The sequence below is a fragment of the Streptomyces sp. NPDC001401 genome (genome assembly GCF_042895385.1).
Taxonomy (GTDB): Bacteria; Actinomycetota; Actinomycetes; order Streptomycetales; family Streptomycetaceae; genus Streptomyces.
The window spans coordinates 887537-908998 of the sequence record NZ_JBIAWI010000002.1 but is presented as its reverse complement, the minus strand read 5'-3'; the positions used below and the strand labels follow the sequence as shown (position 1 = coordinate 908998).

Below are 21462 nucleotides of genomic sequence, written 5' to 3'. Positions count from 1 at the left end.
CCTGCCCGTACCGCTCCCCCTCCGGCCCCGTCATGAAGCCGTCACCAGCGGCCTGAGCCGGGTGTCGGCCATGCGCTCGACGAGTGGGGCGGCGCGGTCCGCCAGGAGCATCAGGAACCAGGCGAGGCCGGCCCCGAACGCCAGCCCCACGGCCACATCGTGCGGATAGTGCACACCGATCCATATCCGGGAGGCGGCCATCAGGACGGCGGCCAGGGCCGCGATCCGGCCGAGGCGGTGGTGCGCGAGCGCCAGCGCCACCGCGGCGGCCCCGGCGATCACCGCATGGTTGCTGGGGAACGACCAGTCACCCGCGGCAGGGCACGCCTCGACCGTAGCGGTGTGCAGTGTCCGGCAGGGTCTGCGCTCGGCGACGGCCGCCTTCAGCACCAGGTCGACGGCGTAACAGACCACCACGACCACGGGTGCCGCCAGCGCCCGGACCATCCGCGCATCCCCCGCGCTGCGAGCCCACCACCAGGCGATGAGCATCAGCACGCCGAACAGCGCAAGGCCGTAGTCGGACCAGACGGCGATCACGGTGTTCACCGGGTGCGGGGTGTCGCGGGCGAGGCCGGTGATCCAGGTGTACAGGCCACCGTCCACCGAGGCGCCGCCGAAGGCGAGGCCAGTCACGAGGGGGTCCCCTCGGAGGCGCGGCGGGCACGCGCGCGCCGGGCCTCGAGAGCGATCGGGGTCAGGGAGAGGACGACCACGAGAGCGACCAGCGGCAGCAGGTAGCGGTCGACGTTCGGCACCGAGGAACCCAGCGCGTAGCCGCCCAGCACCAGACCGATCGTCCAGACCAGACCGCCGATCACCTGCCACAGGGTGAAGACCCGCACCGGCACGTCGAGCGCCCCCGCCAGCGGGTTCAGCACGGTGCGCACGACCGGCACGAAGCGGGCCAGGACCACCGCCTTGGCGTGCCCGTAGCGCGCGAGCAGTTCCTCGGCCCGCGCCGCGCCCTCGTGCAGCTTCTTCGCGCGGCTGCGGGCCAGCAGCGCGCGGCCGCCCCGCCGCCCGATCAAGTACCCCGTCTGGGCACCGAGCAGCGCGCCGACCACGGCGGCGGCCAGCACCTGCGGAAGCGACAGGTGCACGGATCCGTGGACACCGGGGACGCACAGCAGCCCGGCCGTGAACAGCAGGGAGTCGCCGGGCAGGAAGAAGCCGACCAGCAGGCCGGTCTCGGCGAACATGGCGACGGCGATGCCGAGCGCGCCGAAGGCGGACAGCAGGGATCCGGCATCCAGGACGTTCACCGCTTGGGCTACGGCGAACTGGGCAGCTGCCACGGAGGCGACCCCTCTCATACTGGGACGTGGACGGAGCGGGCACGGACCCGCACCGAGCGACTACAGTCATGTAGACCGTCTACTGAACTGTAGACGAATGAGAGCCGAGGAGCGTTCCCATGCCCGAGGGGCGGATTGACGAGCCGGCCGACGGCCCGGTCGACGGGCGCACGGACCGGCGGCCGGCCGGCGAGCTCGAGGCGAGCGTGCTGGCCGCACTGTGGGCCGCCGGCGCCCCGCTCACGCCCGGCGCCGTCCAGCTGGAGCTCGGCGGCGGCCTCGCCCGCACCACGGTCACCACGATCCTCACGCGCCTGCACGCCAAGGGCGCGGTCACCCGTGCGCGCTCGGGCCGGGGCTACGCGTACGCCCCGGCCCAGGACTCCCCCGGCCTCACGGCCCGCCGTATGCACGCCGAGCTCGACAAGGACGAGGACCGCGGCACAGTCCTCGCCCGCTTCGTCTCCGATCTGAGCCCGGAGGACGAACGGCTCCTGCGCACGCTCCTGGAGGGCGGCCCGGCGGCGGGTGCCGACACCGTCTGAACATTGCCGTAACGATCTTGCTGACGGCTGCACCGCGTAGGCTGGTCGACTAAGGACCGGACCGGCGGCCCCTGGAGGAATCCCGTGATCTACGCCGTGTGGCTCCCGCTGCTCGTGCCGTTCCTCGCCGTGCCCGTGGCCCGGCGTGGTGCCGAGCACTTGGCGCCGCGGACGGCCGCCTGGGTGCTGACCGCTCTGGCGCTGGTTCTCGCCCTGTCCAGTACGGCCGCGCTGGGCATGCTCGCCCTTGCCGGCGCCCTGCGTCTGTCCGTCGTGGCCCAGGCCGCCCACCTGTCCCCGCATCTGCTGGGCGACGGCTCGCCCGCCACCGTGCCGGCCGCGCTCCTGGCTGCCCTCGCGCTGACGGGTCTCGGTGTCCTGGTGCTCGACCGGACCCGCCGCCACCTGCGTGAACTGCGCGCCGCGCACCGGCAGTTCGGCAGCGGGGCGAGCGCCGGCGACCTCTGTGTGCGGCACGACGACCGGCCCGACGCCTACGCCCTGCCCGGGCGGCCCGGCCGCATCGTGGTGACGACCGGAATGCTGCGCGCCCTCAGCGCGGGGGAACGCGAGGTGCTGTTCGCCCACGAGCGCGCCCACCTCAGCGGCCGCCACCACGTCTTCCTCGCGGCCGCCGAGCTCGCCGTCGCGCTGCACCCCGCCCTGCGCGGCCTGCGCGCGCCGCTGTCGTACGCCCTGGAGCGCTGGGCCGACGAGTCCGCGGCGCAGGCGACGGGCGACCGGGCGCTCACCGCCCGCGCCGTCGGCCGCGCCGCCCTCGCGGCCCGTGCGACAGGCCCTTCGGCGCGCCCCCGCCTGTCGCTCACGGCCACGGCGGGCCCCGTACCCCGCCGCGTCACCGCCCTCCTGAGCACGTCCGCGCCCGCCGCCCGCCGGCTCCCCCGCGCCCTGGCCTGTCTGCTTCTGGCCTGCGTGGCCGTATCGGCGACGGCGGTGCTGGACGCGGCCACGGATCTGCACGCCGGCATCGAGATCGCCCAAGGGGAACAGGGTCCCGCCGTCGCCGACGGCGACTGAACCGCGCAGGTCCAGCGGTCACGAAGACCGACGGACCCCTTCGACGAAACGGGTCACGAGGTCGACGTAATCGTCGGGATGGGTGACATGGGGGATGTGTCCCGCGCCCTCGAAGGTGTGCGTCCGCGCCTGGGGCAGGGCCCCGGACAACCGGGTGATGATCGTGGCGAACCACGGCGGGCTCTCTGTGCCTTTCGACAGCAGGGCGGGCCCGGTATAGCCGGAGAGGCGATCGAGGTCGAGGAAGGCCCAGTTCGGATCGGTCTGCTCGTCCACGAAGGTGGGGGCGTTGCGCAGGAACGTCTCCTGGACCACGTCCGGCAGCTGTTCCCACATGCCGGGGCCCAGGGCGACCTCTTCCACGAACTCGCGTGCTCCCTCCAGGGTCTCGCCCGCGCGCAGGTGGGCGAGCACGGATTCGATCTTCTTCCCGGTGGCCGTCATCAGCGGCTGCAGCTCGGGAACGTCGGCCACGATGTCCATGAGCGGGGGCTCGTGGGCGATGAGACCCCGGAAGAGCCCGGGACGTGTGGCGGCCAGGCCGAGTGCGGTCGAGGCTCCGAAGGAGTTGGCTGCCACGTACGCCGGCGCGAACCCCAGCGTGTCCATCAGCGCCGCAAGATCCTCCTCGTCCTCCAAGCGGCTCCCCTGACCCGGCGGGCGCTCGCTCAGGCTGTGCCCGCGCCGGTCGTAGACGAGGACCCGGAATCGCTCCGCGAGTGCGTCGAGGACCGGGACCCAGTTGTAGTGGTCACCCACGATCCGTGCACCAGGACCAGCGGATCGCCGTCCCCGGCCGCCTCGTAGAAGAGCTCTGCACCGTTCACTCCGACCCGTGCCATGCCCTGTCCTCCTGTCGACGGGCGAAAACTGCCGCACAGGCCCATGGTCCGTCCCTTTGGCGGCGATTTCCCGACGACCTCAGGGGCAGGAGTAGCGGACGGTGCCCTCCGCCTCGATCGGGGCGCTCGTGCCGTCCTGGTGCAGGACCTGGAGGCGGGCGGTGCCCCGGAAGCGGCCGGGGCCTCGGACCGTCCAACGGAGGTGGACGGTGATCGTCGAGTCGCCACGGCCGGCCTCGTGGACCAGTTCACCGGAGTCGTGTCCGTCGCTGCGCAGCCATCGGTAGGTCACCGGACCGCCGTGGCCGTCGGTGGTCAGGACCCCGATGACGTCGGCGGTCTGGCCGCAGTGCAACCGCCCGGCGGGCGCCCGGACCTCGGCGGCTGTGACGGACGGCCCGGCGGACGGGCGCAGGAGGAGCAGCCAGACCACGACGGCCATGGCTGTCAGGACCACGGTCGCCCCGATCCACGCCCGTGGTCGGCGACGGCGGACCGGCGCCGCGGGGACAGTCCGCTCCCACAAGGCGCGGAGGGTCTCCTGCTCGTCGACGGGAACGCCGGGTCCGAAGCGCAGCAGGATGTCGTCGTCCCCGGCTGTCGCCGCGGTCGGCGCGGGCCCTGGGCCGGGAGTGCGGTTCCGCCTGCCCAGGACCGTGGCCTGGTCGTCCGGGGCGGCGGGGCGCGGGACGTTGTCGAGCCGCCCTGGGAGCGTGGCCGTCGCGTCGATCCGGGTGTCGGCCGATACGTCCTCCCGTACGGCGGCCCGTACGTCCGTCTCGGCGGGGCGCGCGGCGTCGTCGCCCCGCACCGGGGCCGTGGTCTCGGCGCCCGGTGCCGGGGGCTTCGGTGTGCCCGTCGCCCTTGCCGCGGGCGGCGCGTCTTTCGTCGCCTGCAGGGTGAAGTCCGCAAGCGCCGCGGCCGTGGCAGCGCGGAGGGCGGTCCGTTGCAGGAAGTCCGCGGGGAGCACCGTACGCCCGGCGACTAGCACGGCACGGGCGGCGGCGAGGCCTCCGGACTCGGCGGTGGCGGCGCACCGGGCGAACAGGTCCGCCGCCGGTGTGCCGGCCGCCGCCCAGGTGGTGCCGAGTGTCCGGGCGAGGGCGGCCCACGCCGTGATGTCGGCACGCCCGGCGGACGCCGCGGGCGTGTCGTCGCCCAGCGCGGTACCCAGCGCCGCCTCGGCGAGCAGGGCGGTGCCGTCCGGGGCGAGGACGACGCTGTCGGGTGCGAGCGATCCGTGGGCCAGCCCGGCCGCATGCAGGGCGAGCAGCGTCTGCGCGGTCTCGTTGAGGACGCTCGCCACGCTGCCCGCGTCCGGCCGGGGGCCGTCGGCGGCCGCGATGTCGGCGAGCGTGGGAGCAGGCGGGCGGGCGCTGATCAGCCACACATCACCGGCCTCCGCCACGAGGTCGACCGTGGCCGGCACACCGGGCAGCCGGAGCCTGGCCACGGCGAGCACCGCGGTCGCCAGCCGCTCGCGCGCGCCCTCGGGTGCCAGCAGGGCACGGTCGATCCGCAGCGCCCCCGGCGACGGCGCGTCGTCGTGTTCCGGGCGCAGGGCGTACCAGGTGCCCCAGCGGGCGTCACGGGACCAGCCCGAGAACGGGCGCCCGGCGACCCCGGCGGCTGTCGTCATGTCGGTCTGCTCTCCTCGGTGCACGGCAGGGGCCTGCGGCTGTCGCGGATGCTCAGCACGGTGGTGCGTCCATGGCGGCCGTCTGCGTCCCGTTCGCGGACCCCGGGCTGCTCGTGAGGGCGACGTTCCATGTGCCACGACACGGGTGGTTGGAGAAGTCCGCCGTGAAGCTCACCGCGTACTGAGTGCTGCCCGACAACGGTCGCGACTGGGAACCGTAGGGCTCGTCGGGCGTGCCGGCGTAGAAGTCCGCCGTCAGTGTCAGGGGTCCGGTGCCGCTCGTCGTGACCGTGACGTCGGCGATCATCGTGCTGGGGTTCTGCCCGCGGTGCCAGGAACCGATGACGATCGTGACCGTGCCCGGCGTCGATGGATCCGGAGCCGCGGTGGTCGGAGGCGAGGAGGTCGTCGGCGGTGTGGTGGGCGAGGACGGGACGTCCGACGGGTCGCCCGGCGGCGGGTCTGTCGAGGGGGTGCCGGAGGGCGATGCGCCGGCCGTCGGCGCGGTCGGGTCCGGCGAGGGGGACGCCGAAGGGGATGAGGCGGCGGGCGAGCCGATGCCGCCGGATCCCGTCGGCGTGGAACTGGCCGCCGTCGTGGTCGTGTCGTGCGTACCGGCCGTCGCGGCGGTCACCCCGCCGACGATCAGCGCCAGCGCGGCCGCCCCGGTGGCCGCCTTCCAGCCGCCGTGCTTGAACCGGCCCAGTACGGTCAGGGCGCGCGCGGCCTCGTAGACGGCCGGTGCCGTGGCGAAGGGGAACAACAGGGCTGCCAGAGCGGCGAGTTCGGCGAGCCTTCGGCGTCCGCGCTCCTCCCAGCCGGCGCCGTACCCCTCGATGGCGGACCGCTCCAGCTCGGCGAGGAACGCCTCGATGCCGGGGCGGTCCGCCGGATCCTTGGCCATGCCCTGGCGCAGCAGGCCGCGTAGCGGGCCGGGTACGTCGCCCAGTTCCACGGGTGCCCGCAGGTGCTGCAGGCGCAGCGCCGTCACGTCGTCACCGGTGAACGGCCGTCGGCCGGTGAGGCATTCGAAGAGCACCGCCGCCGCCGCGTACACGTCGCCCGCCGGTCCCGCGGGCTCACCGCGCCACTGCTCGGGCGCCATGTAGGCGGGCGTGCCCGCGGCTTCCGTCACCCGGCCGACCCGCACGGCGATACCGAAGTCGGCCAGCGCGCTCGAACCGTCGGCACGGACCAGCACGTTCTCCGGCTTGTAGTCGCGGTGGACCACTCCGGCCGCATGGGCCGCGCCGAGTCCCAGCAGTGCCCCCTTCAGCAGGACCAGGGCGGCCTCCGGACCGGTCGCCCCCTGCGCGCGCAGCAGCTCACGGAGACTGACCCCGTCCACCGCCTCCATGACGATCGCGGCACCCCGGCGCGCCTCGACGTACTCGTAGAGGCTTACGACACACGGGTGCCGGAGGTCGCCCAGCAGCCGTGCCTCGGCCCGGAAGCGGGCCAGGAACTCCTGGTCGCCGCGGAGCCGGTCGCTCAGGTACTTGATCGCCACGGGTACGCCCGTCGCCGCGTGCCGGGCCAGTACGACGCGTCCGCCGGCGCCCTCGCCGAGCGTCCGCACGGCCGGGTAACCAGGCACGGCCCAGCCGTCGTCCTGTGCCCCGGCGCCGTCCGCGATCCCCGTCATGCCACACCCTCCACGGCAACGGCGGACACGGGACCGCCACCGGCCCGGCGCCGCCGCCTCAGCCGGCGTATCAGCCGCCGCATCGGCGCGGCCCACACCGGGAACGCCACCAGGCCGACCACGACCCCCACGATCACCGTGTCCCACGGCGGGGGCACCCGCCCCTGCAGCAGATCCCCGAGCCGGGAACGCCAGGCCAGCAGGGCGAGGACCAGGAAGCCGTACGTCCCGAGGACGACCGCGAGGCCGTAGGCGGCCATTCCCGTCTGGCGCGGTCCGGGGCGGCGGCCCGCCCGCAGGTCCTGCCAGAGCCCCTTGCGGAAGTAGGCGCTGGCCTCCTCGCGCAGCCGTGGCACACGCAGCGCGTCGGTCAGCGCCTGGTAACCGTCCAGCGGCATCAGGGGGTTGAAGTTGTAGAGGGTGTTCAGATACAGCCCGAAGGCCAGCTGGAACAGTACGGCCGAGGCCGGGCCGGCCGGGAGGTAGGCGGCACCCACCGCGCACCAGCCGGCCAGCGCAGCCGTGGAGACCGGCCCCGACAGTGCCACCACGACCCGTGACCAGCGGGAGCCGAACCACATGTCGCTGGTGTCCACGAAGGCGAACGGCATCCCCATCATGAGCAGGAACCCGCCGCGCCGGACCTTGCGGCCGTACGACTTCACGGCCAGGGCGTGCGTCAGCTCGTGGATCACCAGGGCCGAGACGTATCCAGCTGCCAGCGTGACAGGGCCCCAGACGCCGGCGCCGCCGAAGTCCAGCAGGTGCTGGCGTCGCTGTGCCCTGAAGAACGCGACGAGACCTCCGACGACCGACAGCCAGACGAGCGTCACCCCGGTTCTGGTGAACAACCGCCAGCCGAACGCGCCGTACAGGCGGGTCACGGCGCCGTCGAGGCCCGGTACGGAGATCTCCAGTTTCAGCAGGGTCCGGTACAACGCCCGCCCGGCCCGCCGCCAGCCCCTGGTCTGCTCCTGCTCGGGGCGGCCGGGCAGGCCGCGCAGCAGTCCCGCGTCCGCGAACGCCGCCAGCGCGGCCTCGATCCGCGGCAGCGCCAGCTCGCCGAAGCGGTCCGCGTAGGCGAACAGCAGGTCCCGTACGGTGTTCTCGCCGTCGACGGCGTTCCAGAGGAAGACCTCGCGCTCGTCCAGCCGCAGATACACGCCGGTCCGTGTGTTGCTCAGCACCCAGCCGGGTTCCCCGCGGTCCGTGGGCACTTGCTTGAGCGCCCACCCTGAGCGGCGGCGGGGTCGCGCGGTGAGGGGGCCGGTCGCCTCCGGCACCTCCTCGTCGACGGTGGTGGGCAGTTGGGTCAGCTGAGTGCCGACGATCATGGTGCGTGAGCCGACCCGGGCGTCGCGGGGCTGCTCGAACACCAGGCGGACGTCACCGACGGACAGCTCGGTGCCGTCGGCGAGATGCGCCGCGCCTCCGTGCAGGTCCACGCCGCCGACCGCCGTGCCGTTGAACGAGTCCAGGTCCTCGATCCGGAAACCCGCCCCGGTCCGGACGATCCGGGCATGCCGGCGTGACACGCTGCCGTCGGACAGGACGACGTTGTTCTCCGAGCCGCGGCCCAGCGTCGTCACCGGGCCGGTCAGCGGTACGAGCAGCGCGGGGTCGTCGACGCCGCGCAGCTGGGGCGCGGCGAACGACGTCGGCGCCGCACCACGGCGGAGCGTGCCGCAGTGCAGGCAGTACGGGAAGTCGCGCCGTACGTGAACGCGACACACATGGCACAGCATCAGGGTCGGCCCGCTCAGGAGCCGCTGGTGAACGTACCGCCCGAGAAGCCGCCGCCGGGCGCGGCGGTGCCGGGGCCGGAGGGCGACAGATGCGTACCGATGCCGTCGGCGCCGGGGGTGGTCACACCGCCGCGGACGCTCTCGGAGCCGCCGAGAATGCCTCCGCGGCCACCGCCTTCACCGCCACCGGGCTCACCGCCACCGCCGGGGCGCCGCCCCGTGTTCTCCTGGCTGCCGCCGCCGTCGCCTTCACCGCCGCCTCCGGGTTCACCACCGCCACCGGGCCGACGGCCGGTGTTCTCCTGACTGCCGCCACCGCCGCCTTCACCGCCGCCTCCGGGCTCACCACCGCCACCGGGGCGCCGACCGGTGTTCTCCTGGCTGCCACCACCGTCGCCTTCACCGCCGCCACCGCCGCCGGAGGGGCCGCCGCCGTGGCCGTGACCGGAGCCCTCCTCGCCGCCACCGCCGTCGCCACCACCCCCGGGGCCACCGCCCTCGCCACCACCGGACCCACCGGATGACCCGCCGTGTCCGTGGCCGGAGCCCTCGTCACCGCCGCCTCCGCCGCCACCTTCGCCGCCGCCACCTTCACCGCCACCGCCGCCTTCGCCCCCGCCGGGCCGCCGGCCGGTGTTCTCCTGGTCGCCGCCACCGCTGCCGCCTTCACCGCCGCCGCCCTCACCGCCGCCGCCTTCGCCCCCGCCGTCTCCGCCTTCACCGCGGTCGTAAATGCCGCCATGGCCGAACTCACCGACGTCGCCGCCACCATGACCACCGCCGAAGCCGCCCTCGCTCCCGCCGTGGCCCCCGAAGCCGCCGAAGTCCCCTTCCGAACCGCCCCCGCCGCCGAAGCCCCCAAAGCCCCCAGAGCCGCCGAAGCCGCTTTCAGAGCCGCCGCCGGAACCCCCGAAACTCCCGAAGTCCCCGAAACCGCCGTCGCTCCCGCCGAAGCCGTCCGCGCCCCCGCCGCCGGGACCTCCGAAGTCGCCCGATCCGCCTTCGCCGCCGCCGAAGCCGCCCGGGCCTTCGCCCCCAAAGCCCCCGAAGTCGGCCCCGGTGGGGCCGAACCCGCCACCGTCATGCCCCACGCCGCCCACGGAGGCGCCCGGGTCGTCGAACGACCCGAAGTCGCCGAAGCCGCCCGAACCGCCGGGGTGGCCCACCGGGCTGTCCCCGCCGCCCAGGGCCGTGTTGTCGAGCTGACGGCCGATGAGGCTGACGCTGTCGGACGCACCTCGGTCGAGCGCGCCCGCCTCGGCATCATGGGCCCCGTGCTCGACCGGCGCGTGGTCGACGGACACCTCGTGCTCGGCCGGAGCATGGTCGACCGACACGTCGTGGTGCGCCAGTGCGTGGGCCGCGCCACCGAAGAAGAGGGACGACTTGGACAGCCTCGCGTCGAGTGCGGCCGGTCCGTCCGCGGTGCCGGATTCGACCCGAAGCGCGCGGAGCTCGACGACCTGCTCGGTCGTCAGGCCAAGTCTTCGTGCCACCTCGCCGGTGTCGCCGTCGAGTTGGTCCCGGAATGCCGGGTCGACAGCAAGGCGGGTCATGGCATCGCGAAAGGCGTGGTCGGTCATGTCCTCAAATCTCCGTCGGTCTGGGCGTGTTGATGCCGATTCCGGCGGAGTCGGGGACCCCCCTGGCCGGTGGCAGAGTGCCATTTCCAGCCATCCCCACCGAAGCATGCAGGAAGGTTATAGACGCGGCACCCCGACCCGCGCAAGGCCTGGACCGGCGCATCCCTGCTGGACAGGGCGTCGGCGCGGCGACCACCCGCACAGCAGGAAGCGCGTACTTCATCCATCACATGGCATGCCCCCGCCAAATCTGTCACGCTTCAGCGATCGCGCCAGCGATACACGCACCCCACTGCCGCCCCCAGGCGCACCCCAGCCGACCGGGCGGCACCGAGCAGGCCGGAATCCCGGCCGCCGCAAAGGAGTTTCGCGTGAGAAAGACCCCCCACAGATCCATTGCCCTGCGCGTACTGGCCGTCGCCGCGCTGGCCGCCGTGTCCCTGCCCGCTACCCCCGCGGCAGCGGCGCCGCCCGCCGCCCCGTCCGCGGCCGCGGCCTGCACCCCGGCCCAGGTGGTCACCAACGGCGGCTTCGAGAGCGGCACTTCGCCCTGGACCCAGTCGTCGACGAGCGTCATCACCAGCCGCTCCGGCCAGAGCGCCCACGGCGGCAGCAGCTTCGCGTGGCTGGACGGAACGGGCGGCACCCACACCGACACCCTCTCGCAGAGCGTCACGATCCCGTCCGGGTGCAGCACCGCCAGCCTCTCGTTCTGGCTCCACATCGACACCGCCGAGACCACCTCGTCCATCGCGTACGACAAGCTGACGGCGAAGATCGGCGGTACGACCCTGGCGACGTACTCGAACCTCGACAAGAACACCGGGTACGTGAAGAAGACGCTCGACGTGTCCGCGTTCGCGGGGCAGACCGTGAGCCTCGCCTTCACCGGCACCGAGGACTCCAGCCTGCAGTCGAGCTTCGTCCTCGACGACATCGCCCTCGACACCTCCGGGGGCAGCACCCCGCCGGCGGACTCCACGCGCACGCCCGCCGCGCCCTCGTACACCGTCAGCCTCAGCAGCAACACCAGCGGCACGGTCTGGACCGGCCACGAGAGCGCGACCTTCACCAACGCCTCCGCCACCGCGCTCAGCGAGGTGTACCTGAGGCTGTGGGACAACTACCACGGCACCTGCGACGCGATGCCGATCACGGTCACCAACGTCACCGGCGGTACGGCCGGATCGCTGTCCGTCGGCTGCACGGCCCTGCAGATCACCCTGCCGGCGCCCCTGGCGCAGGGGCAGTCCGCCACGGTCGGCTTCGACCTGGGCATCACCGTGCCGAGCGGCGCGGACCGGTTCGGCCACGACGGGGCGTTCAGCTTCATCGGCAACGCGCTGCCCGTCCTCGCGGTCAAGGACGGCGCGGGCTGGCACCTGGACCCGTACACCAACAACGGCGAGTCGTTCTACTCCCTGGCCGCCGACTTCAAGGTGACCCTCGACCACCCGAGCAACCTGCTGGTACCGGCCACGGGCACCTCGACCGACACCCCCGGCTCCAGCGGCCGCACGGTCACCACTGCCACGGCCTCCAAGGTGCGTGACTTCGCCTGGGCGGCCGGCCCCTTCACCAAGATCTCCGGCACGTCGACCGCCGGGACCGCGATCAACGTCTACTCCGTCTCAGGCATCAGCTCCTCCGACGCCCAGTCGATGCTCTCCACCGCCAAGTCGGCCGTGGACGCCCATGCGGGGCGCTTCGGTGCCTATCCGTACGGCGAGTTGGACGCGGTGATCGACAACAACTACTGGTTCGGCGGCATGGAGTACCCCGGGTTCGTCCTCGACCTCGTCAGCACCACCGCGCTCACCCACGAGATCGGCCACCAGTGGTGGTACGGCATCGTCGGCGACGACGAGTACACCAGCCCCTGGCTGGACGAGGCGTTCACCGACTACGCCACCGACCTGGCCCTGGGCAAGACGGGCACGAACTGCTGGAACAGCGTCTCCTGGGCCTCGTCCGCGGAGAAGATCACCAACTCCATGGCCTACTGGGACGCCCACTCCTCCCGCTACTCCACCGTCGTCTACGGCTACGGCAAGTGCGCCCTGCACGACCTGCGGCGGATGCTCGGCGACACCGCCATGACCAACCTGCTGAAGAACTACGCCAGTTCACACTGGTACGGCGTCTCGACCACGGCCGAGTTCAAGGCGGCCGCGCAGGCCGCCACGACCACGGACCTGACGTCGTTCTGGAGCACGCACCGCATCGACGGCTGACCAGGCCGGCCTGATGCTCCGTCAGCGGGTCTGCGCGGCGAACGCCACGTAGGCCCGCTCGTCGAAGAGCACGAACCGGACCTCCTCGACCGCCGTGTCCGCGGCCCGCACCGTCTCCACGGCGATGCGGGCCCCGTCGTCGATCGGCCAGCCATAGATGCCAGTGGAAACGGCCGGGAACGCGACCGTACGGGCGCCGAGTTCGTCGGCGACGCGCAGTGACTCCCGGTAGCAGGAGGCGAGCAGCCCGGAGCGGTCCTCGGTGGCCGACCATACCGGGCCCACGGTGTGGATCACCCAGCGCGCGTCCAGGTCGCCCGCCGTGGTGGCGACCGCCTGGCCGGTGGGCAGGCCCTTGCCGTACTGCGAGGCGCGGAGTTTGCGGCACTCCTCGAGGATGGCGGGGCCGCCGCGGCGGTGGATGGCGCCGTCGACGCCTCCGCCGCCGAGCAGGGAGGAGTTCGCCGCGTTGACGATCGCGTCGACGCTTTCGCGTGTGATGTCGCCCTGGACGAGCGTGATGGTGGTCATGTCTGCCTCAGCCTCCTCCAGACGGCCTTCGCGGCGTTGTGCCCGGACATACCGTGTACCCCCGGCCCGGGCGGGGTGGCCGACGAGCAGATGAAGACGGCCGGGTGGGGGGTGCTGTACGGGGACAGGGTCAGTTTGGGGCGCAGCAGGATCTGGAGTCCGGAGACCGCGCCGGAGGCGATGTCGCCGCCGACGTAGTTGGCGTTGCGGGCGGCGAGTTCGGGCGGGCCCGCGGTCGCGCGGGCGAGGACGCGGTCGCGGAACCCCGGGGCGAAGCGCTCCAGTTGGCGCTCCATGGCGTCGGTGAGGTCTCCGGTCCAGCCGCTGGGGACGTGGCCGTAGGCCCAGAAGACCTGCTTGCCATCCGGTGCCCGGGAGGGGTCGACCACGCCGGGCTGGACCGTGATCATGAACGGCTTCTCGGGCGCACGGCCCTCCCGGGAGGCCGCACGCAGGGCAGCGCCGACCTCCGCGCTGTTCGCGCCGATCTGCACTGTGCTCGCGACACGGGCCTCCTCTGCGGTCCACGGCACCGGGCCGTCCAGCGCGTAGTCGACCTTGAAGACCCCGGGGCCGTACTTGTAGCCCTCGTAGTAGCGGCCGAAGCCCGCGATGCGGGCCAGGGCGGTGGGCGAGGTGTCGAAGACGTACGCGCGGGCGGGCGGCAGGTCGTCGAGGCGCTTGACCTCGTAGTCCGTGTGGACCAGGCCGTCCAGGTCCTTGAGGTACGCGGTGAGCGCGTCGGAGATGGACTGGGAGCCGCCTCGGGCCACGGGCCAGCCGCGGGCGTGCGCGGCCAGGGCGAAGATCAGACCGACGGCGCCCGTGGCGAAGCCGCCGAGCGGGGCCATCACATGCGCGACGAGGCCCGCGAACAGGGTCTTCGCCCGCTCGTCCTGGAACCGGCGGGTCAGCCAGGTCGACGGGGGCAGGCCGACCAGGCCGAAGCGGGCGAGGGTCACCGGGTCGCGCGGGAGCGCGGTGCGCGGCAGGGACATGAAGTCGCGGGTCAGGGTGTCCCACTTGGGGAGGAAGGGCGCAACCAGCCTGCGGTACGCGCCCGCGTCCCGCGGACCGAAGGACGCGGCCGTCTCGGCGACCGACCGGGACAGCACGGCGGCGGTGCCGTCGGTGAAGGGGTGCGCCATGGGCAGCTCGGCGTGCAGCCACTCGAGGCCGTACCGCTCCAGGGGCAGGGCGCGGAACGCCGGAGAGTTGATGCCGAGGGGATGGGCCGCGGAACACGGGTCGTGCCGGAAACCGGGCAGAGTGAGCTCTTCGGTGCGGGCTCCCCCGCCGACGGTGTCACGGGCCTCGAACACCGCCACGGAGAAGCCACGCCGGGCCAGCTCCACCGCGGCCGTCAGTCCGTTCGGCCCCGCACCCACCACGACAGCATCGAGCATCGACGGCACCCCTTCGTCAGCCGACGGCCAGTAAGGATCAGGATATGCGGGGGGCCTGACAGCGCTGGGGGCAGGGAATGAGGTTCGCCCGGCAGCTCGGGCGCAGCGGTCGTACGCGGCTGCAGGTCGTGGGGTGCTTCGCGCCCACGCGGCGGAGCCGCATATCGGCCGTGACATCAGCCGCTGCCGCGGCGGGGCCCCGCGCCCCTGGGCGGGTCAGGCCGACCCTTGTCGCAGAAGTGCCGCCACCCTCTCTGCCGTCTCGGCGTCTCGGGCCGTCGTGAAAGGGAGGGCGTTGCCGCCGGTTATGCGGAACGGTTCTCCTGTGAGCGTCTGGTGGGCGCCGCCCGCCTCCTCGACCAGCAGGATGCCTGCCGCGTGGTCCCACGCGGCCTCCCAGGAGAAGGCGACGGCGTCCAGTTCACCGCGCGCTATGGCGAGATATTCCAGGCCGGCCGAGCCGCAGGCGCGGGGCGCGACGCCGTCGGTCCACAGGCCGAGCAGGGCGCGCTTCTGCTCGTCGGTCGTGTAGTCCGGGTGGGAGGTGGCCACTTGGAGGTCCCGGCCGGGCGCGGTCGGGCCCGCGTACAGCCGCTCGCCGTCGAGGAAGGCTCCCTGGCCCCTTACAGCCGTGGCCAGTTGGTCAAGCGCGGGTGCGTATGTCCAGGAGGCGAGCAGCACTCCGCGGTGCGCGAGTGCGACCAGCGTGCAGAATCCGGAGTCGCCGCGCACGAACTGGCGTGTGCCGTCGACCGGGTCGACTATCCAGACCGGGGCGTCGCCCTGTATCGCCTCGTACGTCACCGGGTCGGCGTGCACCGCCTCCTCGCCGACCACGGCGGAACCGGGCAGGAGAGCGCCGAGGACGTCCGTGAGGTACTGCTCGGCGAGGCGGTCGGCGTCGGTCACCAGGTCGTGCGGTCCGCTCTTCTGGTCGACCTCGTGTGCGGCCAGCTGGCGGAAGCGGGGCATTATCTCGGCCGCGGCGGCCTTGCGGACCGCCTCCTCCACGTCGGCCGAGTGGCGGGCGAGAAACTCGTCGATGGTTTCCTTGTCTTCGATCATGACTCCATGAGAGCACGCGCCTCTGACAATCCCCACCCTGCCGGTGGAGCCCCGATGGAATCGGCGTGAACTCGGCGTGCTCGGTCAGTGGCCCGGTGTGCGCGTTCAGCGACCGACCGCGTACCCCTGCATGCCCCGCGGGTTGGCGGCCGCCGACAGGACGCCGGTCTCCGGGTCCCGGGCGACCGCGCACAGCCGGCCTTCCGACCAGGGGTCACCGACGGTCACGTCGTGACCTCGGCGCCGCAGCTCCTCGACGACGCCGGCATCCATGCGGGACTCGACCGTCACGCTCCCCGGCCGCATGCCGCGCGGGTAGAACGACCCCGGGAAGCCGTCGTTGTGCCAGTTCGGGGCGTCGATCGCGCCCTGCAGGTCGAGGCCGCCGCGGATCTCTGCGCGCAGGGCGACGGCCAGGAAGAAGTGCAGCTGCCACTGGTCCTGCTGGTCCCCGCCGGGCGTGCCGAACGCCATGACCGGGAGGCCGTCACGCAGGGCGATCGAGGGCGTGAGGGTGGTGCGGGGCCGGCGGCCGGGCGTCAGCGAGTTCGGCAGGCCCTCCTCCAGCCAGGTCATCTGCAGCCGGGTGCCGAGCGGGAAGCCCAGCTCGGGCACGACGGGGTTGGACTGCAGCCAGCCGCCGCTGGGCGTGGCCGCGACCAGGTTGCCCCAGCGGTCGACGACGTCGAGGTGGCAGGTGTCGCCACGGGTGCTGCCGTCGGTCGCGGCCCCGGGCTCGCCCGGCACCCGGGCCACGGTCGGCTCGCCGGCCCCCATCGGATCGAACCCGGGGTCGTCGGCGGCGACCACGTGCGCGTGCGTGCTGAGCCGCGGGGTGCGTCCGCCGGGGCTGCCGGGGCGGAGCTCGTACGAGGCCTTGTCGCCGACGAGGCCTCGCCGGGCCGCGTTGTAGTCCGCCGACAGCAGCTCGCCGAGCGGGACCTCGGCGGCGTCCCCGTACCAGGCCTCCCGGTCGGCCATGGCGAGCTTGCAGCCCTCGATCAGCAGGTGGACGTAGTCGGCGGACCCGTACTCGGGAAGTTCGGGCGGGAGCAGAGCGAGCTGCTGGAGGAAGGCCGGGCCCTGGCTCCACGGGCCGGCCTTGCACAGGGTCCAGCCGTTCCAGTCGTACGTCGCCGGTGTCTCGTAGGCCGCGGACCAGCCGGCGAGGTCGGCGGCCGTGAGGGTGCCGGTGTGACGCTCGCCGCTGGTGTCCATGGTCGGCCGCTGCGCCTGCCGTATCAGGGCCTCGGCTATGAACCCGGAGCGCCAGACCTCCCGTGCCGCCTCGATCTGTGCGACCCGGTCCCCCGCACCGGCGACCTCGGCGAGCAGTCGCTTCCAGGTGGCGGCGAGGGCGGGGTTGCGCAGCAGCTCGCCGGGGCGCGGGGCCTTCCCGCCCGGCAGGTAGAGGTCCGCCGAGGAGGTCCACTCCGTCTCGAAGAGCTCCCGTACCGCCTCGACCGTCGCACCGACGTTCTCCACGGGCGCGTGCCCGTGCTCGGCGTACCCGACGGCGTACTTGAGGACGTCGGCGAGGGACTTGGTGCCGTGGTCGCGCAGCAGGAGCAGCCAGGCGTCGAACGCGCCGGGCACGGCGGCGGCGAGCGGCCCGGTGCCGGGCACGAGGTCCAGGCCGAGTGCCCGGTAGTGCGCGACCGTGGCCCCGGCGGGCGCGACGCCCTGCCCGCACAGCACTTGCACCTCGCCGCCCGCCGGAGCGAGCAGGATCGGCACCTCGCCGGCCGGCCCGTTGAGGTGCGGCTCGACGACGTGCAGCACGAACGCCCCCGCCACGGCCGCGTCGTACGCGTTGCCGCCGTCCTCCAGCACGGCCATCGCCGACTGCGAGGCCAGCCAGTGGGTGGAGGACACCATGCCGAAGGTGCCCTGGAGGGTCGGCCGGGTCGTGAACTGCATCGCTCACCTCTCTGTTCGCCTGCCTCGCTCGGTCCGAAGCATGCACAGCTACGGAGCATTGCATTCCACCGCGGGCGCCCTACGAAAATTTTGCGAACTCGCGGGGACCGCATGAACCGGCTCCCACCTGTATGAAGTCCTCTTTGTCCACCCGTGCTGCGGGCCGGTAATCCCGTGTTCACCGAGCTTCTCTTCCTCGGCGTTCTACGCGCGTGGTGTCATGCCCACGCTCACCCACCCCCCACGTGGGCATCAACTCGACTAGGAGTCACGCATGCTGTGGAAGGTCCTCGCCCGCGCGGGTGTCGCCCTGACCGCCGGCGCCGCCGTCCTCGCCACCGCCGTCCCCGCCAACGCCGCTAGCTACTCCGCCTTCGCCTTCTCGCAGAGCGGCGGCCAGCCGGACATCTACAACTTCATCAACTCGGCCACCACCTCACTCGACATGACCATGTACGAGCTGGAGGACACCACGGCCGTCAACGACCTCATAGCCCTGGAGAACAAGGGCGTCACCGTGCGGGTGATCCTCGACCGCCAGCACAAGACCGCCAACAACTCGGCGTACACCGCGCTGACGAACGCGGGCGTGGGGGTGGTGTGGTCGTCGTCGAGCTTCGTCTACACCCACCAGAAGACGATCACGGTGAACGGCACCAAGTCGCTGGTGCTGACAGGCAATCTCACCTCGCAGTACTACGCGACGGGCCGCGACTACGGCGTCTTCACCGACGACACCCGTGACGTCGCCGCGATCGAGAAGGTCTTCAACGCCGACTACGCCGGCACCTCGATCACCCCGACCGACGGCGACCACCTGCTCTGGTCGCCCACCGACTCCCGCAACCGTCTGCTGTCCGTGGTCAACGCCGCCACCAAGACCCTCGACGTCGAGGAACTGGAGTTCAGCGACAGCACGGTGGTCGACGCCATCGCGGCGAGAGCGAAGGCGGGCGTCACGGTGCGGGTGGTGCTGGAGAGCCCGTCCAGCTACTCCAGCGAGGTGTCCGAGATCGAGGCGGCCGGCGGCACGGTCGTCGGATACTCCGACCCCAACGGCTTCTACATCCACGCCAAAGCCATGGTCGCCGACTACGGGCTGTCCACCCAGGAGGTGGAGGCGGGTTCGATGAACATCAGCAGCAACTCGCTGTCCAACAACCGGGAGTTGGGCATCATCCTCACCGGCACCGGGGTGGCCCAGTCGGTGGCGACCACGGTCGAGACCACGTTCAACAGCGACTACGCGGGCGGTACGGCGGCCTAGCCGGCCGGGCAGACGGCCGCCTCAGGGCCGCCGTCTGCCCACCGTGAGCAGGTGTCCGCTCGCACCGAGGAGCGTCGGCTCGGACTCGACACGCCGGGTCGCCGCCAGGACGACCTCGCGGCGCTCCGGATCATCCAGCCACTCCTCGACGCCGCCCATCAGCCAGACGACGCCCTCGACGCCGTACTGGCCCTCGGCGGTCAGCCCCGCGTCGGCGAACTCCGGGGGCACCTCGCCCGGTTGGGCGAAGTGGGCGACGGTGAAGAACCCCTCGTCGTGGTAGGGGTGCCGGCCGTCCGCCAGGACCGCATCCGTCCGTTCGCGGTGCAGGGGCGTGAAGTACCGCTCCTCACGCAGCAGGTCGTGCAGCTGCGCGAAACGGTTGATGGTGGCCGCCACCACCGGCCCGCCCGGCCGCACCACTCGACGCGCCTCGGCCAACGCCCTTACACGGTCCGCCCGTTCGGGCAGGTGGTACAGCGGGCCGAGCAGCAGCACCGCGTCGAACGCAGCGTCCTCGTCCGTCAGGGACCGGGCGTCCCCGCACCTCGCGCTCACTCCGGGCAGCCGGCCCGCCTGCTCGACGTGCAGCGGTACCGGATCGACGAGCTCGACCTCGTACCCGTCCCGGACGAGCCACTCAGCGTGCACCCCGCTGCCGCCGCCGACATCCAGCACGCGCGCGGGGGCCGCGGGCAGGACCCGCCGCAGGACGTCCTGGGTGCGCCAGAACTCCAGCCTTCCGGCAGGTGCGCCGCCCTCTCTGAGGCGGGCGTCCTCCTTGCCGCGTGCGTAGTAGTCGAGGATCTCCTCGTGGACGGTCGGTCCCTGCGCGCGTGTCGTCTCCGTCATCGCCCCCATGGTGCTGACCTGCACGCGCTTCGCACAACGGGTTAAGTTCCCCGCGGCGCCACCAGCCCCGACTCATACGCGAACACCACCAGCTGGGCCCGGTCCCGCGCCCCCAGCTTCGTCATGGCCCGGCTGATGTGGGTCTTCGCCGTGAACGGGCTGATGACCATGTGCGCGGCGATCTCCTCGTTGCTCAGCCCCCGGGCTGCCAGGGCCGTCACTTCGCGTTCGCGGCGTGTGAGGCAGTCGAGTCCGGGAGCGGTCGCCCGGTCCGGCGGGCGGGAGACGAACTCACCGATCAGGGTGCGGGTGACCGACGGGGAGAGCAGGGCTTCCCCATGAGCCACGACCTCGATGGCCTGGAGCAGGTCGGCCGGTTCGGTGTCCTTGAGGAGGAAGCCGCTGGCGCCCGCCCGCAGGGCCTCGAAGACGTATTCGTCGAAGCCGTAGTTGGTGAGGATCACGACGCGTACGGCCGACAAGGCGGGGTCGGCAGCGATCCGGCGGGTCGCCTCGATGCCCGTCATCACCGGCATCTGTACGTCGATCAGCGCGATGTCCGGCACCTGCGCGCGGACGAGCTCCAGGCCCTGTTCACCGTCCGCCGCCTCGCCGACCACCTCGAGGCCGTCCTCGGCCTCCAGCAGCGCCCGGAATCCGGCGCGCATGAGCGCCTGGTCGTCGACGAGGGCGACCCGGATCATCCCGTCTCCCCCAGCGGCAGCCGGGCCCGCACCTCGAAGCCGCCCTCCGCGCGCGGTCCGGCGTGCAGGGTGCCGCCGAGCGCCGTCACCCTCTCGCGCATGCCCATGAGACCCACGCCTGGTGCGGGCGGGTGGTCCGGGTCGGCGGTGCCGTCGTCCTCGACTCGTATCGTCACGTCATCGTCCCCGTAGCTGAGTTGGACGCCGACCTTGGCAGCTCCCGCATGCCGGGCCGCATTGGTCAGGGCCTCCTGGACGATGCGGTACACCGCACGGTCGACCGTCGCCGCCAGGGGCCGTTCGTCACCGGTCACCGTCAGCTCCGCGTCGAGGCCCGCCGCGCAGGCCCGCTCCACCAGCAGCGCGGGCGTGCCGGTCGGCTCGTCGGTGCGCAGTATCTCCAGGGTGGCGCGCAGTTCGCGCATGGCTTCGCCGCTCGCGTCCTGGATGGCGAGCAGCGCGGGCGGTATCTCCTCACCGCGCTTGCGGGCGAGGTGCACCGCGACTCCCGCCTGGAGCTTGACGATCGAGATGCTGTGGGTGAGCGAGTCGTGCAACTCGCGGGCTATGCGCAGGCGTTCCTCGCCCGCACGGCGCAGGGCCGCCTCCTCCCGGGTGCGCTCGGCCTCCAGGGCGCGCTGTTCGGTCTGGCGCAGGTACGCCTGCCAGTTGCGGTCCGCCATGCCCGCGACCACCGCGGACAGGAACCAGCCCGCGAGCAGAGCGGTTCTCTCGACGACGTCCTGGGTCGTCGGCCCGGTCGCGAGGTATGCCGCCAGGAACACGCCGCTCGTAGCGGCCGCGTACCCGCGGTGGCCCAGGCGGACCGCCGTGAGCGCGGCTGCGAAGACGGGCAGGGCGGAGACCGGTCCCGGGTGGGCGTGCAGGACGTACGCGCCGCCGCTCGCCGCCGTCACGGACAGCACCGCGCGCGGGGCAGCACGGTGGAACGCCAGGGCGGCCGAACTCACCGCGATCAGCGCGTAGTCGACGGCGGTGGTGTCCGAGTCGTAGGCGGCCACGGTCATGACGAGGGCACCGACGACGACCGCGAGGGCCGAGTCGGCGAGGTACCTGCGTGTGACCGGGTGCCCGCCCATGCACGCACAGTAGACGGCGGCACCGACAACGGCGTCAGACCTGTGGAC

General features: G+C 72.8%; 19 protein-coding genes. 6 read left to right on the top strand and 13 right to left on the bottom strand.

Annotated elements, in window-relative coordinates; all coding sequences use genetic code 11:
- Positions 1-30 precede the first annotated feature (30 nt).
- Together ACFY10_RS11635 and ACFY10_RS11630 are read right to left on the bottom strand one after the other, a co-directional pair.
- Positions 31-636 carry a phosphatase PAP2 family protein gene (locus ACFY10_RS11635; RefSeq protein ID WP_390664863.1) on the bottom strand — a complete coding sequence of 202 codons (606 nt, stop codon included), beginning with the start codon at positions 634-636 and terminating at the stop codon, positions 31-33.
- A complete protein-coding gene (locus ACFY10_RS11630) occupies positions 633-1298 on the bottom strand; it encodes a DedA family protein (RefSeq protein ID WP_390664862.1) in 666 nt (221 codons plus the stop codon). The genes ACFY10_RS11635 and ACFY10_RS11630 overlap by 4 nt, the downstream gene beginning before the upstream one ends.
- 119 nt (positions 1299-1417) lie before the next feature.
- Between ACFY10_RS11630 and ACFY10_RS11625 the strand changes: the two genes are divergently transcribed.
- Together ACFY10_RS11625 and ACFY10_RS11620 are read left to right on the top strand one after the other, a co-directional pair.
- Complete coding sequence (locus tag ACFY10_RS11625; protein ID WP_390664861.1) at positions 1418-1843, top strand: BlaI/MecI/CopY family transcriptional regulator; 426 nt, start codon at positions 1418-1420, stop codon at positions 1841-1843.
- Between the two features lie 84 nt (positions 1844-1927).
- A complete protein-coding gene (locus ACFY10_RS11620) occupies positions 1928-2881 on the top strand; it encodes a M56 family metallopeptidase (RefSeq protein WP_390664860.1) in 954 nt (317 codons plus the stop codon).
- Between the two features lie 18 nt (positions 2882-2899).
- On the opposite strand, the gene ACFY10_RS11615 is transcribed toward ACFY10_RS11620, so the two are convergent.
- From ACFY10_RS11615 to ACFY10_RS11600, 4 genes are all read right to left on the bottom strand, one after another.
- Positions 2900-3640, bottom strand: coding sequence for an alpha/beta fold hydrolase (locus ACFY10_RS11615; protein ID WP_390664859.1), 741 nt, complete (start codon positions 3638-3640; stop codon positions 2900-2902).
- A 162-nt stretch (positions 3641-3802) separates the two neighbouring features.
- A complete protein-coding gene (locus tag ACFY10_RS11610; protein ID WP_390664858.1) occupies positions 3803-5362 on the bottom strand; it encodes a hypothetical protein in 1560 nt (519 codons plus the stop codon).
- A gap of 52 nt (positions 5363-5414) precedes the next feature.
- Positions 5415-7007 (bottom strand): serine/threonine-protein kinase, encoded by a 1593-nt coding sequence (locus tag ACFY10_RS11605; RefSeq protein ID WP_390664857.1) that lies wholly within the window; start codon positions 7005-7007, stop codon positions 5415-5417.
- Positions 7004-8740: an FHA domain-containing protein gene (locus tag ACFY10_RS11600; protein ID WP_390664856.1), complete on the bottom strand. Its 1737-nt coding sequence runs from the start codon at positions 8738-8740 to the stop codon at positions 7004-7006. The genes ACFY10_RS11605 and ACFY10_RS11600 overlap by 4 nt, the downstream gene beginning before the upstream one ends.
- Positions 8741-8841: 101 nt before the next feature.
- On the opposite strand from ACFY10_RS11600, the gene ACFY10_RS11595 reads away from it, so the two are divergent.
- From ACFY10_RS11595 to ACFY10_RS11585, 3 genes are all read left to right on the top strand, one after another.
- The gene (locus tag ACFY10_RS11595; protein ID WP_390664855.1) at positions 8842-9276 is read left to right on the top strand and encodes a hypothetical protein; all 435 of its coding nucleotides are present in this window, start codon (positions 8842-8844) and stop codon (positions 9274-9276) included.
- A gap of 6 nt (positions 9277-9282) precedes the next feature.
- On the top strand, positions 9283-10368 hold the full coding sequence (locus ACFY10_RS11590; RefSeq protein ID WP_390664854.1) for a hypothetical protein: 1086 nt from the start codon (positions 9283-9285) through the stop codon (positions 10366-10368).
- A 338-nt stretch (positions 10369-10706) separates the two neighbouring features.
- A complete protein-coding gene (locus ACFY10_RS11585; RefSeq protein WP_390664853.1) occupies positions 10707-12569 on the top strand; it encodes a M1 family aminopeptidase in 1863 nt (620 codons plus the stop codon).
- Positions 12570-12590: 21 nt separating this feature from the next.
- Here ACFY10_RS11585 and ACFY10_RS11580 read toward each other — a convergent pair whose 3' ends face one another.
- From ACFY10_RS11580 to ACFY10_RS11565, 4 genes are all read right to left on the bottom strand, one after another.
- Positions 12591-13100 (bottom strand): O-acetyl-ADP-ribose deacetylase, encoded by a 510-nt coding sequence (locus ACFY10_RS11580; protein WP_390664852.1) that lies wholly within the window; start codon positions 13098-13100, stop codon positions 12591-12593.
- Complete coding sequence (locus ACFY10_RS11575) at positions 13097-14506, bottom strand: phytoene desaturase family protein (protein ID WP_390664851.1); 1410 nt, start codon at positions 14504-14506, stop codon at positions 13097-13099. The genes ACFY10_RS11580 and ACFY10_RS11575 overlap by 4 nt, the downstream gene beginning before the upstream one ends.
- Before the next feature lie 216 nt (positions 14507-14722).
- Positions 14723-15571 (bottom strand): inositol monophosphatase family protein, encoded by an 849-nt coding sequence (locus ACFY10_RS11570; protein WP_390664850.1) that lies wholly within the window; start codon positions 15569-15571, stop codon positions 14723-14725.
- A gap of 105 nt (positions 15572-15676) precedes the next feature.
- On the bottom strand, positions 15677-17491 hold the full coding sequence (locus ACFY10_RS11565) for a gamma-glutamyltransferase family protein (RefSeq protein WP_390664849.1): 1815 nt from the start codon (positions 17489-17491) through the stop codon (positions 15677-15679).
- A 274-nt stretch (positions 17492-17765) separates the two neighbouring features.
- Between ACFY10_RS11565 and ACFY10_RS11560 the strand changes: the two genes are divergently transcribed.
- Positions 17766-18758, top strand: coding sequence for a phospholipase D-like domain-containing protein (locus tag ACFY10_RS11560; protein ID WP_390664848.1), 993 nt, complete (start codon positions 17766-17768; stop codon positions 18756-18758).
- Between the two features lie 21 nt (positions 18759-18779).
- Here ACFY10_RS11560 and ACFY10_RS11555 read toward each other — a convergent pair whose 3' ends face one another.
- Genes ACFY10_RS11555 through ACFY10_RS11545 form a run of 3 tightly spaced genes read right to left on the bottom strand, consistent with a single transcriptional unit; the run spans position 18780 to position 21414 of the window.
- Complete coding sequence (locus ACFY10_RS11555) at positions 18780-19610, bottom strand: class I SAM-dependent methyltransferase (RefSeq protein ID WP_390664847.1); 831 nt, start codon at positions 19608-19610, stop codon at positions 18780-18782.
- Between the two features lie 41 nt (positions 19611-19651).
- On the bottom strand, positions 19652-20314 hold the full coding sequence (locus ACFY10_RS11550) for a response regulator (RefSeq protein ID WP_390664846.1): 663 nt from the start codon (positions 20312-20314) through the stop codon (positions 19652-19654).
- Positions 20311-21414 (bottom strand): histidine kinase, encoded by a 1104-nt coding sequence (locus tag ACFY10_RS11545; RefSeq protein WP_390664845.1) that lies wholly within the window; start codon positions 21412-21414, stop codon positions 20311-20313. Before ACFY10_RS11545 ends, ACFY10_RS11550 begins: the two co-directional genes overlap by 4 nt.
- Positions 21415-21462 lie beyond the last annotated feature (48 nt).